The organism is Paenibacillus sp. IHB B 3415 (genome assembly GCF_000802655.2).
GTDB lineage: Bacteria > Bacillota > Bacilli > Paenibacillales > Paenibacillaceae > Paenibacillus_AQ > Paenibacillus_AQ phytohabitans.
In genome coordinates, this window is record NZ_JUEI01000015.1 from 185480 (window position 1) to 201942 (window position 16463).

At 54.0% G+C, this 16463-nt stretch carries 16 protein-coding genes; 12 read left to right on the top strand and 4 right to left on the bottom strand.

Annotated features, from left to right (window positions below; translation table 11 throughout):
* Positions 1-16: 16 nt before the first annotated feature.
* The 3 genes from QW71_RS08640 (at position 17) to QW71_RS08650 (ending at position 3454) form a co-directional block, all read left to right on the top strand.
* The gene (locus QW71_RS08640; protein ID WP_039296170.1) at positions 17-829 is read left to right on the top strand and encodes a sugar phosphate isomerase/epimerase; all 813 of its coding nucleotides are present in this window, start codon (positions 17-19) and stop codon (positions 827-829) included.
* Between the two features lie 290 nt (positions 830-1119).
* Entirely contained in the window at positions 1120-2826 is a 1707-nt protein-coding gene (locus QW71_RS08645; RefSeq protein ID WP_039296173.1) for an ABC transporter ATP-binding protein, read from the top strand.
* Between the two features lie 79 nt (positions 2827-2905).
* Positions 2906-3454 (top strand): GNAT family N-acetyltransferase, encoded by a 549-nt coding sequence (locus QW71_RS08650; protein ID WP_039296176.1) that lies wholly within the window; start codon positions 2906-2908, stop codon positions 3452-3454.
* 444 nt (positions 3455-3898) lie between these two features.
* On the opposite strand, the gene infC is transcribed toward QW71_RS08650, so the two are convergent.
* Positions 3899-4411 carry a translation initiation factor IF-3 gene (gene infC / locus QW71_RS08655; RefSeq protein ID WP_039296271.1) on the bottom strand — a complete coding sequence of 171 codons (513 nt, stop codon included), beginning with the start codon at positions 4409-4411 and terminating at the stop codon, positions 3899-3901.
* Positions 4412-4603: 192 nt separating this feature from the next.
* Here infC and QW71_RS08660 point away from each other — a divergent pair, with 192 nt between their 5' ends.
* Positions 4604-5185 carry an RNA polymerase sigma factor gene (locus tag QW71_RS08660; protein ID WP_039296179.1) on the top strand — a complete coding sequence of 194 codons (582 nt, stop codon included), beginning with the start codon at positions 4604-4606 and terminating at the stop codon, positions 5183-5185.
* Positions 5178-6023, top strand: coding sequence for an anti-sigma factor domain-containing protein (locus tag QW71_RS08665; protein ID WP_039296182.1), 846 nt, complete (start codon positions 5178-5180; stop codon positions 6021-6023). The genes QW71_RS08660 and QW71_RS08665 overlap by 8 nt, the downstream gene beginning before the upstream one ends.
* A 451-nt stretch (positions 6024-6474) precedes the next feature.
* On the opposite strand, the gene QW71_RS08670 is transcribed toward QW71_RS08665, so the two are convergent.
* Positions 6475-7725 carry an MFS transporter gene (locus QW71_RS08670; RefSeq protein ID WP_152679716.1) on the bottom strand — a complete coding sequence of 417 codons (1251 nt, stop codon included), beginning with the start codon at positions 7723-7725 and terminating at the stop codon, positions 6475-6477.
* On the bottom strand, positions 7722-8894 hold the full coding sequence (locus QW71_RS08675) for a serine hydrolase (protein WP_200905902.1): 1173 nt from the start codon (positions 8892-8894) through the stop codon (positions 7722-7724). Before QW71_RS08675 ends, QW71_RS08670 begins: the two co-directional genes overlap by 4 nt.
* Before the next feature lie 177 nt (positions 8895-9071).
* Between QW71_RS08675 and QW71_RS08680 the strand changes: the two genes are divergently transcribed.
* From QW71_RS08680 to QW71_RS08710, 7 genes are all read left to right on the top strand, one after another.
* Positions 9072-9530 (top strand): Lrp/AsnC family transcriptional regulator, encoded by a 459-nt coding sequence (locus tag QW71_RS08680; protein ID WP_039296185.1) that lies wholly within the window; start codon positions 9072-9074, stop codon positions 9528-9530.
* A gap of 138 nt (positions 9531-9668) precedes the next feature.
* Positions 9669-10715 carry a DUF4097 family beta strand repeat-containing protein gene (locus tag QW71_RS08685; RefSeq protein WP_039296188.1) on the top strand — a complete coding sequence of 349 codons (1047 nt, stop codon included), beginning with the start codon at positions 9669-9671 and terminating at the stop codon, positions 10713-10715.
* Positions 10716-10739: 24 nt separating this feature from the next.
* Positions 10740-11417 (top strand): response regulator transcription factor, encoded by a 678-nt coding sequence (locus QW71_RS08690; protein WP_039296190.1) that lies wholly within the window; start codon positions 10740-10742, stop codon positions 11415-11417.
* Between the two features lie 9 nt (positions 11418-11426).
* A complete protein-coding gene (locus tag QW71_RS37850; RefSeq protein WP_052769935.1) occupies positions 11427-12812 on the top strand; it encodes a cell wall metabolism sensor histidine kinase WalK in 1386 nt (461 codons plus the stop codon).
* 149 nt (positions 12813-12961) lie between these two features.
* Entirely contained in the window at positions 12962-13285 is a 324-nt protein-coding gene (locus QW71_RS08700) for a helix-turn-helix transcriptional regulator (RefSeq protein ID WP_039296192.1), read from the top strand.
* Positions 13286-13304: 19 nt separating this feature from the next.
* Complete coding sequence (locus QW71_RS08705; RefSeq protein WP_039296196.1) at positions 13305-13814, top strand: SRPBCC domain-containing protein; 510 nt, start codon at positions 13305-13307, stop codon at positions 13812-13814.
* 250 nt (positions 13815-14064) lie between these two features.
* On the top strand, positions 14065-15795 hold the full coding sequence (locus QW71_RS08710; RefSeq protein WP_039296199.1) for an Imm51 family immunity protein: 1731 nt from the start codon (positions 14065-14067) through the stop codon (positions 15793-15795).
* Between the two features lie 87 nt (positions 15796-15882).
* Here QW71_RS08710 and QW71_RS08715 read toward each other — a convergent pair.
* The coding region (locus tag QW71_RS08715; RefSeq protein ID WP_039296202.1) for a hypothetical protein at positions 15883-16463 on the bottom strand (581 nt) is incomplete at its 5' end.

Consider the following 16463-nt stretch of genomic DNA (forward strand, 5'->3'; position numbering starts at 1 on the left):
AGAGGGGCTGGAGAGCTTGAAGCTATCGGTATTTTACAATCATATTGTGAAGGCAAGCGAGCAGAGCGGCCTGCCGCTTACGGATGTACTGGACAAAGTGAATGCCTATGGCATAGAAGCGGTAGAGCTTGATCTGGAAGAGGCGCTGACCGGTACGGAGGCGATGAAAAAAAGGCTGGATGCAGCGGGGATCTCCGTGGCGTCGATGTATGCTTTTTTTGACTTCGGCAATCAGCCTGCACCGGAGCCGGGGTATGCATTCATTGATACGGCAGCCTACTTCGGGGCCGGCAAGGTACTTGTCATTCCGGGCTTCACCCGGGATACGGCCAGCCCGGAGCAGCGGAGTCAGGCTCTTCAGAGCATGGCTGCGGCGCTGAATGCCATTTGTGATTATGCGGAGCGTAAGCGCATCCGTGTAACGATGGAGGACTTCGACGATATCCGGGCGCCGTTCTCGTCAGCGGACGAGCTGCTCTGGTTCCTGGAGCAGGTGCCTAAGCTGGCGATCACGTTCGACACGGGGAACTTCATCTACCGCGGTGAGGATGAACTGGAAGCGTTCGCGAAGCTGAAGGACCGGATAATCCATGTCCACTGCAAGGACCGTTCGCTGGAAGACAACGGCGGGGAGCCCAGAATCAGCGTAAGCGGGATTCCGCTGTATCCGTCCCCTGTAGGCTCAGGCTGCATCCGGATCGCTGAGGTGCTCCGGCTGCTGAAGGCAGAGGGATACGCAGATACGCTGGCCATCGAGCATTTCGATGCTGTAGATCAGCTGGGTTATATGGAGCAGTCGGCAGCGTGGCTGCGTTCGATGCTGGATTAGGGACAAGACAATCTTACAATCGGGGTGAAATGGATGCCATTCCGTACCGTCGCAAGGAACTAGTTATCGGGCTGGGTTGAACGCGTACCAGCCATCAAGGGGGCAGTCTGCCTTTTTGATCACATGATAACTATAACCTTGGACGGTGCCAGGCATTCATTTTTAGAGCCGGGACACTGAGTTATTCAACGTAAGGACCACACTGCGTATGCAGGGGGTTCATTAGCGTTGGGTGGCGAAGCGTGGTCCCGGCTTTTTTTATACTCATTTCAAGATTGGGGATTGTAATTATGCTGCGGAAATGTCTTGACCACCTCAAAGGGTGGGTTGCTCTGTATATCCTTCTTGGTTTCGCCATTCAGTTCATAAGCAGTCTGGGCATAGTGGTCTTTCAGAAGATTCTCGATCAGGCGGTGGATGGAACGGGCTTCAGCGAAATCACACATTGGATTGTTATCTACGGGGTGCTGCTGGGCGCGAATGTACTTCTGAATTATGCGGATGAATATCCGGGCGCCCATCTGTCAAACAGCATCACGGAAAGGCTGAAGATCCTGGCCCTGTCCAAAATCTCCAGAATGGATTATACCGCCTATCAGAATATGGGCACAGGCCAGATGATCAAGGTGATTGAGAACGGCGCGGCGGCCGGGAACAGCATTCTGTTTACTTTTATTCTGGGGACGCTGCACGAGCTGCTGCCTACCATCCTCTTCAGCTTGTTCTTCATCAGCTATTATGACCTCAGAATCATGCTGGTGATTGCGGGCGGGTATGTGGTGATCTTCGTGATCACGAATGTGCTGCTGAAATACCTCTACCGGATTAAAGCGGCTGTGCTTAAGGAGCAGGAGTCCATGTCCCGCTATTCAATCCGCGGATTCATGGAGCTGGTTGTGTTCCGGACCAATAAGAAGTATGCGCAGGAGATCAGCAGACTGAACGAGACCGCACGGCAGATTATTCACAAAAGCGCTCAGCTGCAGATGATCCATGAGTCTTTTTTTGCCTTATTCGAATTGTTCATTACGGTCATAAAAGTGATTGTCCTGCTCTATGGAGTGAAGAATGTGGTGTCCGGGCAGGCCTCGGTCGGGGTGATGGTGGCCTTGTTCATGTTCATTGAGAAAATATATACGCCGATTGCCATCTTCAACGTGTTATTCGTCGGCTACAAGCTGAACAGGGTGACCTATCAGCGGTTCGGTGAATTCCTGAACGCCCCGGAGGACGCCAATCTGGAGAAGGGGAAGGCGGTGGCCCGGCTGCAGGGCGATCTTGAATTCAGGGACGTGTCCTTCGGCTACGGGGAGGTTCAGGTGCTGGACCGGCTGTCCTTCTCCATCGCGCACGGAACCTCGGTTGCACTGGTTGGCTTAAGCGGAAGCGGAAAGTCGACGGTTATTAAGCTGATTACGGGCCTGCTGAAGAAAAGCGGCGGCAAGCTGCTGGTGGACGGCACGGATATCGATGAGCTGAGCCTGAACAGCTACTATGATCATATCTCTTATCTGTCGCAGGACTGTCCGGTATTCGATACTACGATCAGAGGCAATATGGTGTTTGACCAGGATGTGCCGGATGAGGAGCTGTATGCGGTTCTGGATAAGGTCCATCTGAAGGAGAAGGTGCTGGAGCTGCCGGAGAAGCTGGAGACGATGGTGGGTGAGCGGGGCCTGAAGTTGTCGGGCGGTGAGCGGCAGCGGCTGGCTTTTGCCCGGGCGCTCCTGCAGAAGCGGAATCTGATCATCCTCGATGAACCGGTCTCGGCGCTGGATAATATTACGGAGAAAAGCCTGATGGAAACGGTGTTTGCAGAGTTCAGGAACAAGACGGTCATTATTATCGCGCACCGGCTGAATTTCATCAGCGGAGTAGACCAGATTCTGGTGATGGAGCAGGGAAGGCTGGTAGGGGAGGGGAATTTCGATTCCCTGCTCCGCAGCTGCGATGCCTTCAGAACGCTGTGGAATAACGGCAGGGGGCAAACGGATTAAATCATCTTTTACCTTGTGGACCTTCTTTCGCTTGTACTATGCTGGGTTACAGACAGGACTTGAAAGCGGGGCCACCTAAATGAATATAACGTTAGCTGCGATGAGGCTCGAAACAGAGCGTCTGATCATCCGTCCTTATATTGAAAGTGATCTTGGCGCCTCCTTCGCGCTGATGCAGAATACGGAGGTGCTAACCTTCATGCATATGGAGGTCATGCAGCGGCATGAATATGAAGGCTTGTTCCGCTGGCTGATGTTCAGCTATCATACGCCGTTTGAACTGCCGTTCAAATATTCGTTCGCGGTTTGCAGCAAGGCAACCGGACAGCTGATCGGCTGGTGCGGCCTCGGCGTACTGGATTTCAGCGCACCGGATACCGAGCTGTATTATCTGATCGGGCGCGAGTATTGGGGCCAGGGGTATGCCACCGAGGCCGCCCGGGCGCTCACGGCTTATGCCTTCAATGTAATCGGGCTGGACCGGTTATATGCCAAGGCAGATCCGCGGAACACAGCGTCACTCGGAGTATTCCAGAAGCTGGGCTTCCGGTTTGAACGTGAGCTGGCCGGGCTAACCGGCGATTATGAGGACTGTAACGGCGAGCTGCTGCATGTGCTGGAAAGGTAGCGGTTTGCTGGGCGGCTTGGCAGTTGAAGATAACCCTAGGATGAGCGGAGATGTACGGAAGACGAGTAGAAGATGAGCGGCCCGGCGGGGCAAGATGAGTGGAAGAAGATGGGGTTCAAGAATAACGGCTTTGCCGTCCTTTTACAGGACAGCAAAGCCGTTTCCACTTACATAGATAAAAATGTATATGCTTCGAACTAGAGAACGAACGGGACAAGCTCGGATGCTATGAGGACCGGAAATAGTTGGATATTGTCCACTTGCTGATGAACGATAGAACCCTGCTCCAATAACAGTTGGAAAAACAGCACTTAAATCCTCCCTTTTCACCCACAGTAGCTAAACCTAACAATATTAGATGTTGTTTTTCCACTTGCTTCGGTCCATCCCTCAGAAACAGGTAAATTAAGATACCTTTTTCCACTTGTTGCTTTCACAGCAATATTACGTACGGGGATTTACCCGTACCTGTGCGCCTTTGCCGCTGGTCTGAATTCCGGTGGTTTTGCTTCCGACCTCTTTCAGATCTGCCAGCAGACGCTCCAGGACTGCCTTCGCGGCGGCGGCTTCCTTCGCGCCGGAAGACTTCACGACCAGCTGCACCGGCTTGCCGGAGCGCAGATGCTTGTCCGCCTGACGCAGCTTCGTGTCGTAGTCATGCTCTTCAATATGGGCGGTGAAGCGCAGCTCCTTCACCTTCTCATGGCTGCCTCCGCCGCCTTGCGGACGGCTGGTATCGCCCTTGCGGGCCGCTTGCGCCGCGGCTTTGCCTTTGCCCTTGGCGACCAGGCTGCAGGGCGGCGGACTGCTCATCAGCGAGGTGCAGACCAGATCGGCTCCTGCGGATCTGGCCATAGCCAGCGCCTCGTCTCTGGATACGGTGCCGAGCTTCTGGCCCTTCAGCCCGGTAAGCTCGACCTCGGCTGCTCTAATCTGTTCATTAATAAGTACGGCCACGGAAATGAATCCTCCCTTTGCGGATATGATATAGCTATCATATATGGAAGCCGGCCGGGCTTCAATTCCGGAGGGCATGATCTTTGATCCAAAGTTGAGCCGCTTGTGCAAAGCGGTTATACTCAGTGAAACGCAGGAAGTTCAGCGCTGGAGCGCCGGAGTACTAAATTTTTGTTGAATGGGGGATGGCAATTGAATGACACAGCTGACGATAAGCAGTTAATTCTGCTTATTGCACAGAAAGACTCGAATGCCCTCGAACTGCTCTATGACCGATATGAACGGGTAATCTACAGTTTTGCTTACCAGATCGTGAAGGATTCGATGGCCGCTGAAGAAGTAATGCAGGAACTGTTCCTGCGGGTATGGAAGAATGCAGAGCAGATTGATTTCGGCAGGGGCAAGCTGCTTACCTGGATGTTCGCAGTTACCCGCAATCTGGCGATTGATCATCTCCGCAAACGCAGCTCCCGGCTGCCGCAGCAATCTGCAGACTCCGGGAATCTGGATATGATTCAGGACCATACAAAGCTGACCGAGGATCTCGTTGAGCTGCAGATGGCCGGGGAACAGATCAGGGACGCGCTGCTGGGGCTCAGCCGGGATCAGCAGCAGGTGATGGATATGATTTATTATCAGGGCTATACCCAGCAGGAAGTAGCGAACCTTGCGGCAATTCCGCTGGGGACGGTCAAAGGAAGGGTCCGATTGGCAATGAAGCAGCTGCACAAATCATTACGGCACTGGGGAAGGAGGGATCATGCGCATGAGTGAACATAAGGATGATCTCTGTGAACTGGCCGAATTATATGTTCTGGGCGCACTGACGGCAGAAGAGACAGCGCAGTTCGCTGCCCATGCAGAAGCCTGCAGTGAATGCAAGGCGCTGGTAAGTGAATACCGGCAGGTACTGGACCATCTTCCCCTTGCTTCCGAGCCCGCAGAGCCGCCTTCCGGAATGAAGGATCGGATATTATCACGGGTATTAGAGTCGGGCCTTGTAAGCACGTCCGCCGCTCAGCCGAAGACTAGCATGAATATTCAGCCTGCGGCAGAGCGCACAATCGAGCGTGAACCGGTAAAGGCACCTCCAATAGAGCAGGGGCTGCCCCGGGCAAGGATTCCTGAGCCTAGAAAAACCCGCTTCTGGGGTTACTTAAGCCTCGGGCTGGCTGTGGCCGTGCTGCTGCTGATTGTCTATACCGGCCAGCTGCGCGGGGATGTAGATCAGCTGCAGCGGCAGATTGCCTCCGGCACCGGGCCCCTGCAGGGGCTTAAGGTGAATGAGACGGTGGCGCTTAGCCCGGCGGGAGAGGCTGTTTCCGCCAAGGGTGTAGCGACCATTGTCGCTGATACATCCGGGACCCACCTCGTAATCCAGGCGGAGGATCTGCCGGAGCTTACAGGCACAGAGGTCTATCAGGTATGGCTGATCAAAGGGGATACGCCGCAGAATGCGGGCACCTTCATCTCACAGGACGGAAACGGGGCACTCTATTATTCGTTTGATCCGAAGGCCTACGATACCGTGGCAATTACGCTGGAGCCGGATGACGGGGGAGACGCCCCGCGGGGACAGATCATTCTGGCAGCGCCGATTAAGCAGGGGTAGCAGCTGAATTCCGCAATGCCGATATTGGCGGAAACTCAATGTATTGAAGAACAGCCGGGAGGGTTCCCGGCTGTTTTTGCGCAAATATAAGAATTTATAGGTTTCACATGATAGCTTATCCTTCTATTTCTCGCTGAAACGGTACCGTCCTTACAAAAGGACGGCAAAGCCGTTTCCACTTGTGGACAGAAGATTATACAGCACCTGCAAATGAGGAATAACGAGGTCGTGAAGTTATTTATCGCGATGGATATCCATGGCTCCGGGAGGGAATCCATGCTCCCGGGCTGTTTTTGCGCAAATATAAGAATTTATAGGTTTCACATGATAGCTTATCCTTCTATTTCTCGCTGAAACGGTACCGTCCTTACAAAAGGACGGCAAAGCCGTTTCCACTTGTGGACAGAAGATTATACAGCACCTGCAAATGAGGAATAACGAGGTCGTGAAGTTATTTATCGCGATGGATATCCATGGCTCCGGGAGGGAATCCATGCGTTCTGCTGCGCCTTGCTATCCATATTGAAAGGGCTAGCAAAACAAACAACGCCCATGGGAATGACAGGACACCCGTTGTTTCGAGAAGAATTCCACCGGCTATACCGCCTCCGCCAATGGCCAGATTCCATGCGGTTACAAGCATGGATTGCGCTACATCTGCGCTCTCTCCACTAGCTGCGGCCATTGCTGTTTGCAGCAGCGTTGCTGCTCCCCCGAACGTTAAGCCCCATACAGCAGCTACTAGATAGATTACAACAGGCTTGCCGCTGCCTATGCTGAGCAGAACAGATGCCAATGCAAATGCAGTGAGGCTAATCAGAACCAGCAGCCTCAGGTGACGATCTATCCAGACACCGGTTAACCAGATGCCAAGAAGTGCTGTAATACCGAAAATAAGAAGCACCAAGTCTACGCGCCCGGTTAGCCCAACCTGAGTAAGGTACGGTGCAATATAGGTATACAGGATATTGTGGGCCAGAACCCAGGCCAGCACGACAAACAGGATCGGCCGCACTCCGGGGCTTGTGAAGACCTTATTTAGAGGGAGCCGCTTATCTGCAGCTTCTCCCGGATAGTCCGGCAGCTTCCAGAGTATCCAAATGGTCAGCAGCAGAGCGAACAGCGACAAGACTCCAAAGATATTACGCCAGCCTGCAAGATCACCCAAAAACGTTCCGGCAGGGACACCGAGCGCCAGAGCAAGCGGGGTTCCCGCCATTGCAATAGCCATAGCCCGTCCCTTAAGCTGCTCCGGTACCATGCGCCGTGCATAGCCTGCGATCATTCCCCACAGGACACCAGCGGACACACCCGCGAAGAAACGGGCCGCAAGCGTCAGGGGATAGCTCGAAGATAAGGCAGTAACGGTATTGAATATGAGAAAACCAAGGATGCAAATGAGTAGCAAGGGTCTCCGTCTCCAGCCGCGTGTTGCTGTGGTCAATGGAATGGCGGCGAGTAAAGAACCCAGGGCATAGAAGGTAACAAGCTGACCCGCCATGGCCTCTGTTACTCCAAGCCCCTTACTGATCTGAAGCAGGAGTCCGGCGGGAATCGTTTCAGTCAGAATACAGATAAACCCGGTCATTGCCAGAGCAAGTAATCCGGCCCAGGGAAGGTGTACGGAAGCAGGAGCACTGGAGCTTTGCTGCGGGGAAGCAATTGTGCTGCTCCTCCCGGCGTTCTCATTTATATTGTTCATGACGGGTCCAATCTGCCATAGATAGCATTGCAAAGGTCAACCGTGAACGGACCCGACATGCCCTCCAGTGCGGTATTGGTGAAGGCTACCACGCTTAGCCGCTGCCTGGTATCGACGAACCACGAATGGCCATAGGTGCCGCCCATGCGCCATGTGCCAAGGGACTCCGCTGTGTCTGCGGCGGCAGGATCTTTAAGGACTGTGATCCCCAGGCCAAAACCCCGTCCCGGCCAGAAGGGCATGGGCAGGTCACCAATCTGGTTGGTGGTCATTTCGCGGACCAGGGATTCCGGCAGCAGGGGCGCCCCTCCCTTCCGCAACGTTTCCAGCAGCTGCAGAAAATCTCCGGCGCTGCCTACCATACCGGCTCCCCCGGAAGCGTAGGCAGTACTGTCTAACGCCCGGCCCGGGGCGAGCCGGAAGCCCGCCGTTCCTTCTACAAAGGCCAGCCTATCCGGATTCTTCATAGGCCGCAGTCCCGGAATGTCATCGGCATAAGCTGTGGTCAGGCGCTTCGGGTCCACGGCAACGAAACTGGTATCCGTCATATCGAGGGGTTGAGTAATAAGTGAGCGGATCGTTTCACTGAGTGTGTTCCCGCTAACGTTAGCAATTACTGCCCCCAGTACATCTGTGGCAATAGAATATCTCCACTGGGTGCCTGGTTTATAGAGAAGTGGAACAGACGCGAGCCGCTTCAGGTTCTCTTCAAGCGTGATACCAGACTGATCCATGCCATCAGATACACCGGCCTGCTCATAGGAACCGCCCTCTTCCTGAAAGAAGCGGTAGGTCAGACCAGCAGTGTGCGTCATTAAGTGACGGACAGTCATTGCTGCAGTCTCTCCATTCTCCAGCCGTGGCTTAAAGTCCGGCAGCCACCGGTCTACACGGTCATCCAGCTTCAGGCGATCTTGCGCCACCAGAATCAGAGCAGCCGTAGAGGTAATCGGTTTGGAAACCGAGGCGAGCCGGAACAACGCGTCCTCCCGCATAGGCTGGTTTAGCTCACGGCTCGCATAACCAGCAGCACGGCTATAGATGAGTTGTCCATCTAACGCTACCTTTATGACAACACCTGCCAGGCGCTTGTCGGTTAGTGTCTCATCAATGACCTTGTCGATCCGCTCCGGGATACGGTTAGGGTTGATTGTGTTCGAATAGGGCATACTCAACATCCTTTCGCTATAGTTAAAGCAGCAACTGCCTTTGCTTTACTATTGTAAGTAAAGTATATAAAATAAACTAACTTGAATACATGAGCCAATAAAGGTAAAACCCACATATAACATTTAAAATAAAGGCATTTTAAATCGATAATCTTAAAATTAAAGGAGTGGTCAAAAATGGACTCTATTGATAAGCAAATTCTGTTTCATCTTCAAAGTCAGGCGAGAATTTCCATGACAGAGCTGGGGAAAAGCGTGGGCTTGTCTCAGCCCGCAGTAACGGAAAGAGTGAAGCGGATGGAGGAAAATGGGGTGATCAAGGAGTACCGGACGATCATTTCTCCGGAGAAAATCGGGAAACAGGCAGCTGCCTATATACTTTTCCACTCCAGAGAGTGTCATGCCTTTCTGGACTTCTGCCGTACCCATCCCGATGTCGTCGAATGCTATCGCATCAGCGGAGAACACAATTATCTGTTAAAAGTCATGTCAGACTCCACTCAGGGTCTTGAGGAGTTTGGAAATCAGTGTGATAAATACGGGAATTATACGATTCTAATCGTCATGTCCTCCCCTATTGAGCCTAAAAATCTCATTCCTTCGCTGGAGGAAGCAAGCGTAAACCTGCTTAAATAGAAAATAAACAATAGGGCTCTTTAGAACTTGGGGCGGAGTCCCCAGATATTCTCATCAAACTCTAATCTCCCTGCAAAGTCTTTCTCATCAAGGATGGTATACCCTAAGGGTAATCACATGAACTGGAGGAGAGAGAATATGAGAATGACGTGGAAACGGCTAATCACAAGCGCCTCGCTGGCAGCGGTATTAATGTACATGGGCATAGCAAATGAAGGGACCGCCGGTGCGCGGCCGCTGTCCGAGGCGGACTTTGAATCCGCGCCAGCACAGGCTTCGGTGTCAGCTCCGGCGGCTGCAGTCTCTCTGCAGACAGCGGGGAAGAAGACGGGGACGGGATACTCTTTTGACAAAGGCATTACCCGCGTCAGCCTGCCGGCCGGCACGCAAAGTGTCTCTATTGCCAACACGAACGGAACCATCGAAATTAAGCAGGGCAATGTTAAGGAGATGGAGGTCCATATGACAGTGGTCGTCCATCAGGCAACCGCGGAAGAGGCGAAGGCCGTAGCGGACAAGGCGGGGATGAAGGTAAGCAAAGGGGCTGATCTGGAGATTAGAACCTACAGCGAGTCTTATGGCAATTGGCGATATCCAAGCCTTGATCTGACGGTTACACTGCCGCAGGGCATGAAGGCCGAGCTTCAGGCAGAGACGGAGAACGGCAATCTTTCTTTGTCAAAAGTTTCTAGTACAGGTAGAATTGAGTTAGCGGCTGTGAACGGAAATATATCTGCTTCCGGCATAGGCAATGCGCTCAAATTACATACGGTGAATGGCAATGTGCAGGTCTCTGAAGCGAAGGACCGCGTAGAAGTCACACTTACCAACGGCAACGTGAAGGCGGAGCAAATTGCCGGAGCCTTGACCCTGAAGGCCACAAACGGGAATTTGTCGGTGAAGGACGCATTGGCTGCTGTAGAAGCGGTCACTGTAGCCGGGAACATTCATGTGAAGAGCCGGAAGGTCGGCGGAGACTGGAAGGTAACTACAGCGGTAGGGAACGTAGAGCTGGCCTGGCCGGGGAATGCCGGAGTCGTGGTCGATGCCGAATCCGCTTTTGAAGAGATTGAAACGGACTTCCCGCTGACAGTGAAGAATCACCGGGCCAGCGGGAAGATAGGCGCAGGTACGTATCAGATCCGTACCAAATCTATGGCCGGGTTGTCACTAATGCAGAACTGATCTTGCGAAGAGGTGGACGAGAGGGTGAAGGAACGCGTATTGGTTATTGAGGATGAGCCTGCCATGATCCGCCTGCTGGAGCTGGAGCTGTCCTATGAAGGTTATGACATTACGGTTGCGTGCGATGGTCTTACGGGTGCCGGGAAAGCGCTGCGGGAGCATTTTGACATCATTCTGCTCGATTTGAATCTGCCGGGCATCAGCGGAATAGAAGTATGCAAGCGGGTACGCGCGGTGAAGCAGACTCCAATTATTATGCTGACTGCCAGGGACACGGTCAGTGACCGTGTTCGGGGACTGGACACCGGGGCGGATGATTATGTGCCGAAGCCCTTCGCCATCGAAGAGCTGCTGGCCCGTATGCGTTCCCTGCAGCGCAGGCTGCACGCCGCAGAAGCCGGAGATGAAGTCCTGCATGCCAAGGATCTGATACTGGACAGGGCTGCGCACCGGGTCAGCCGCGCCGGGCGCGAGATTGAATGCTCACAGCGCGAATTCGAGCTGCTGCACTGCCTGCTGGTCCATAAGAACCGGCTGATGAACCGTGAGGCACTGCTGAACCTGGTCTGGGGCTACTCATATGAAGGCGAGACGAATGTGGTGGATGTCTATATCCGGTATGTGCGAATGAAGGTGGATGAAGGCTTCAGCGAGAAGCTGATTCATACGGTCCGGGGCAGCGGATATATTCTGAGAGACTGAGGTGAGTGAATGAAGCCATGGACGTTCTCCCGTAAAGTCAGTGCTTCAATTGCGCTCACTGCACTGGCCGTTACGGCGGTGGTCAGCGGTTTTGTCTATATTACCTTCAAACATTGGACAGACAGCCAGGAGACCCGGCTGCTGGATGCCAAGCTTAGACAGTTTGAGCTGCGGGTCGGTGAGGTGGAATTCCTGCCGTCCCTGCTTCAGCCCGGATTGGGCAAAGGAAGCGGTGCAGCGGCTTTTCTGAAGCCGGATTTCTCCGTTTTTGCCCCTGATCTGGATAAAGGCCAGGTTCTGCAAATGCTGGATGCACGCGGGCGTGTGCTCGCAGAAGCGGGCGAAGGTGAACCGGCGCCCGGTTCAGATGTTTACAGCGCAGAGAAGGAGCTGTCCTTGCCCGTGTATGGCCTTGTCCGGCTGCAGCTTACGGACAGCGGGCAATCACGCAGCGCCACCGCCGAGAAGGAGGTGGGCAGACTGCTGCTGCTGGGTCTGCTGCTGGCTGCCGGAATGGCTGTTCTTGCAGGGGGAATCGTCTCCCGTTCAGCGCTGAAGCCGATTCGCAGCATGATTGGCGAAGTGCGCAGCATCGGGACGAACAGTCTGTCCCGGCGGCTGCATGTCCCTGCTGCCCAGGATGAGCTGCAGCAATTGGGGGAGACCTTCAACGGGTTCCTGCATAAGCTGGAGGTCTCCTTCGACCAGCAGCGCCGCTTCATTGCCGATGCTTCCCATGAGCTTAAGACACCGCTGGCCATTATTGAAGGCCATACGCATATGATCCAGCGGTGGGGCAGGCAGTCACCGGAGGTGCTGGATGAGTCGCTGGCGTTCATGATGGATGAGACGCGGAGGATGAAGGAGCTGATCTCCCAGCTGCTGCTGCTTGCGGAAGCAGAGGCGGAGGCGCTAGCCCCGGAGGGCGGAGATGAAGAAGCCTGCAATTTGAAGTCTGTGCTGAACGAACTGCTGCCTCAGACTGTTCATGTCAATCCGGGGGTGCAGCTTGATTATGACGGCGGCCCCGGTGAACAGGCGTTACCCATCCGGATGCCTGGCAGCGCCTGCTATCAGGTGCTCCGCAACATCGTGGAGAATGCACTGAAATATACGCCTGAAGGCGGAGCAGTAACGATCGGGCACTCCCGTTCAGACGACGGGAAGGTGATCCTGACCGTAGCTGATACAGGAATCGGAATATCCGCTGAGCAGCTGCCGCATATCTTCGAGCGCTTCTACCGTACGGAGGCTTCACGCAACCGCTCGCAGGGCGGCTCGGGCCTGGGACTGGCCATTGCCAAGGCAATCATGGAGCGGTATGGCGGCTCCATCGCCATCGACAGCGCGCCGGGACAAGGCACAACCGTGACACTGACGTTTGCAGGAGCATAAGCGGGCGGTGGTATGAGTAAGGTCTATTCAACGAATCAATAACCTGATTTAGCAGAGCGAATTTTAATATTCCTTAACTGGAATATTCCGATTGGGGTATATTGTAACTGTACCCCAATACTAAAGGTTTCACTAAAGGAACATCGGAAATGGACACAACGACATTTAGCGCACTTGCCGAACCGACCCGCCTGCGGATGGTAGAGATTCTGAAGGAGGGGCCGCTGAGCGTAGGCGATATCGCTGAGCGTCTGGAGCTGCGCCAGCCTCAGGCTTCGAAGCATTTGCGCGTACTGCTGGAAGCCGGACTGGTTGAGGTAGAGGCGGCAGCGAACCGCCGGAATTACAGGCTGCGTACAGAGCCGCTGGAGGCTATGGATGCTTGGCTGGAAGACTACCGTAAGCTGTGGAGTGAACGCTTCGACAATCTGGATGATTATCTCCGGAAGCTGCAATCCAAAGACAATTCATGATTATCAGGAGGGATTAGGAATGTCCAGCAAAATGATTTCGAGAGTAGAAGGTCTTGAACTGGTTCTTGAACGTGTATTCGATGCACCGCGTGAGCTTGTATTCAAAGTATTCTCCGAGGCTGAGCATCTGAAGCAGTGGTGGGGCCCGCGCGGCTGGATTGTTCCCTTCTGCAGCGTTGATTTTCGTCCGGGCGGCGTCTGGCACTACTGTATGAAATGTGTGGATGAGAAGCAGGGCGACTTCTTCGGCATGGAATCCTGGGGCAAAGGGGTCTACCATGAGATCACCGACGGCGAGAGTTTTGTCTATACCGATTACTTCTCGGATGCCGAAGGCAACGAAACCGAAGGTATGCCGTCCACGCTGGTCAGCATGATCTTTGAAGAATACGATGGGAAGACGAAGCTGGTGAGCAAGTCGAAATACGATTCCGCGGAAGCGCTCAAGACGGTGATGGATATGGGGATGGAGCAGGGGATTACCGAAACCTGGGACCGCCTCGAGGAGCATCTGCAAGCGATTCAGTAACCGGACGGGCAGCGGAGCAGATAAGTGTAGTAAGAGTGATAATACGAAGAGGCTGTTTCCTTGCCGGATGTTGGCGGGGGATGGTCTCTTTTTTGAAAATACGAATTTATATATTGGGGTATATCCCAAACCTATGTTTAGACCTGTCCATTCAGGGTGAATGGGTAATAGCGATTTAACTGACTGCAAGCAGTCCGGCAGAGATCGGGTACGGGCTTATTTGCATTGTCACTATGGGGAGGCTGAAGGCATGGACGAGGAGTTGCTGGCACAGCTGAAACGCTGGCACGAAGATAATGAGTATCAGCAGATTGTGGACCGCATTCAGGAGATTCCGCCGTATGCAAGAGATTATGAGACTATCAGCCAGTTGGCCAGAGCCTATAACAACCTGGAACATTACGGGGAGGCACTGGAGCAGCTGCTGAGTATTGCGGGGGAGGGCGGGAATGATCCGCTGTGGCATTTTCGCATAGGGTACTCCTATTATTATCTGAAGCAATATGAACAGGCTATAAGCGCATTTGAACAGGCAGACCAACTGGCTCCCGGGGATGGGGATACCCATATGCTGCTGAACTGGAGCAGGAGCGGCGCGCAGCGGGAGAAGCGGGAGCAGGCAAGGCGTGCCTCAGCGCTGCGTGCCTCCAATGCACAGGGGGATGCGGCCGGAAGAGACCTGAACTCTTTCATCGAATACTGCGCGGATTTCTGGGAGGATAGCGACTATGCCCGGAAGGAGTATGTGTCCGCGCCGCCTAGTGACGAACTGATTGCTTCTGTGGAGCAGGAGCTGGGCTATAAGCTGCCGTCCTCTTACATAGCGATGATGAAGCAGCAGAACGGTGGAATTCCCCGCAATACCTGCTTTCCGGTGGAGGAATCCACCTCATGGGCCGAAGATCATATCGCAATATCGGGAATTGCCGGTATCGGCCGTGACAAAAGCTACGCCCTCTGCGGCGATCTCGGCAGCCAGTTCATGATCGAGGAGTGGGGGTATCCGGATATTGGTGTGGTCATCGGCGACTGTCCGTCTGCAGGCCACGATGTGGTGATGCTGGATTACCGCTACTGCGGGCCGGAGGGAGAACCCGAGGTCATTCATGTGGACCAGGAGAACAACTATGAGATTACGTTCCTGGCCAAGGATTATGAGACCTTCATCCGCGGGCTGGTGAGCGAGGAGGTCTATGATACGTCGGAGGAAGATAAGCAGGACGATCTGCGGAAGGTGGCTGCCGGAGCGTTCTCTCCTCTGCTTCAGGAGCTATGCGATAAAGTCACCGGAGTGGACAACATAGAGGGGATCATCCGCAGCATCTGCACCGCCATCGTTGAAGAGAAGGGCCATTTCTCTCTTCATGCGGACGAACGCTCGACCTTGATGTATGATCTGCAGTTCTGGCTGTACACCAGCGCCTATCTGCAGACGAACCGTGACCAATATCTTGAGGTCTATTCGAAAATAATCGCGTTCGGCGGCGAATTCAGCACAGGCGGATACGCCCCGGGCTTCATCTCCGACTGGCTGGATGAACGGGTGCGGCAGGGAATGATCGTGGAGAGTGAAGGAGCGCTGCGGTTCACGGATATAGCAGAGAAGCAATTGCTTGAAAAGCTGAAGGAGGCGGAAGCCACAGAAGCTGTGGATGTTAAGCCTTTTATTATAGTAGAGCAGGAGAATGGCGGGAAATCTGTGATTCTGAACGTGGGTAGCTACAAGGCCGAAGTGTTTGCTGCGCGGGAAGAAGAGGGATTCGAAGGCAATGGATATGATTGGGGCTCTCTGGCTGCGGTATTCCTTGAGGAACATATGCCTGAACTGGCCGGAATCATCCGGTTTGACCCGGAGGCCGGTATGTTCTGCGCGTATGCTTCCGATGGAGCTGCGGTCGTAGCCTTCGCCTCCGCATTCAAGCGGGCTTGTGAGGACGACGTATTGATCCGGGATCTATTCTCGCGTGCGGAGCTGGATTAACCGGGGCGCTTGGCCGGCATATAGAAACGGGGACTGCCATTTTATATGACAGTTCCCGTTTTATTTGTACCATGCCCCAAGGAAGGGTTAAGCGAGTCCCGCCAGCCAAGGCGACAGTAGGATAGAATCGCTCGTATTGATAGACTGGCCTGTTGTAAATCCCGTGAGGTTCTGTGATCTGAAATTAATCGGCGGTGCTGCCAGCCCGGAGGTGCCTGTGCTCCGGCCTCCGAGGTTGGAGCCGTTAACCTGGTTGTAGACAGCAAGCTGATACGTAATATCCCCCGATAACGTCAGAGGTGTCGTCAGCGGCAGAATGAATATTCCAGCTTGTAAAGTGGTCGCTACAGTGGTTACTCCAATAACTGTAGACTGGTTGGTACTGGTCGGCTGCAGCACAGCCATCTGAAAAATACCCGTAGAGCCTAGTTGAGTAACGTAAGCTGCAAGCCTGTTGATCGTTATTTGCGATCCGCTGAATGCGAGCGCCCCGATAGCCTCATTATTTCCGCCCCCGGCATTAAATGGGATCTGGGTGTTGAGATCCCCGATTTTCAGCGTCTCGATGAATCCTGAGCCTGCACCCGTTATACCCGTTGAACCCGTTGCGCCTGCCGGTCCGGTCGCACCAGTGGCTCCGGTCGCACCAGTGGCTCCGGTCGCACCAG

What these genes read in the sequence shown, in the direction of transcription:
- QW71_RS08645 (WP_039296173.1), top strand. Translation starts at nt 1,120, where the DNA reads ATGCTGCGGAAATGTCTTGACCACCTCAAAGGGTGGGTTGCTCTGTAT.
- QW71_RS08650 (WP_039296176.1), top strand. Translation starts at nt 2,906, where the DNA reads ATGAATATAACGTTAGCTGCGATGAGGCTCGAAACAGAGCGTCTGATC.
- QW71_RS08665 (WP_039296182.1), top strand. Translation starts at nt 5,178, where the DNA reads ATGAGTGAACATAAGGATGATCTCTGTGAACTGGCCGAATTATATGTT.
- QW71_RS08670 (WP_152679716.1), bottom strand. Translation starts at nt 7,725, where the DNA reads ATGAACAATATAAATGAGAACGCCGGGAGGAGCAGCACAATTGCTTCC.
- QW71_RS08675 (WP_200905902.1), bottom strand. Translation starts at nt 8,894, where the DNA reads ATGCCCTATTCGAACACAATCAACCCTAACCGTATCCCGGAGCGGATC.
- QW71_RS08680 (WP_039296185.1), top strand. Translation starts at nt 9,072, where the DNA reads ATGGACTCTATTGATAAGCAAATTCTGTTTCATCTTCAAAGTCAGGCG.
- QW71_RS08685 (WP_039296188.1), top strand. Translation starts at nt 9,669, where the DNA reads ATGAGAATGACGTGGAAACGGCTAATCACAAGCGCCTCGCTGGCAGCG.
- QW71_RS37850 (WP_052769935.1), top strand. Translation starts at nt 11,427, where the DNA reads ATGAAGCCATGGACGTTCTCCCGTAAAGTCAGTGCTTCAATTGCGCTC.
- QW71_RS08700 (WP_039296192.1), top strand. Translation starts at nt 12,962, where the DNA reads ATGGACACAACGACATTTAGCGCACTTGCCGAACCGACCCGCCTGCGG.
- QW71_RS08705 (WP_039296196.1), top strand. Translation starts at nt 13,305, where the DNA reads ATGTCCAGCAAAATGATTTCGAGAGTAGAAGGTCTTGAACTGGTTCTT.
- QW71_RS08710 (WP_039296199.1), top strand. Translation starts at nt 14,065, where the DNA reads ATGGACGAGGAGTTGCTGGCACAGCTGAAACGCTGGCACGAAGATAAT.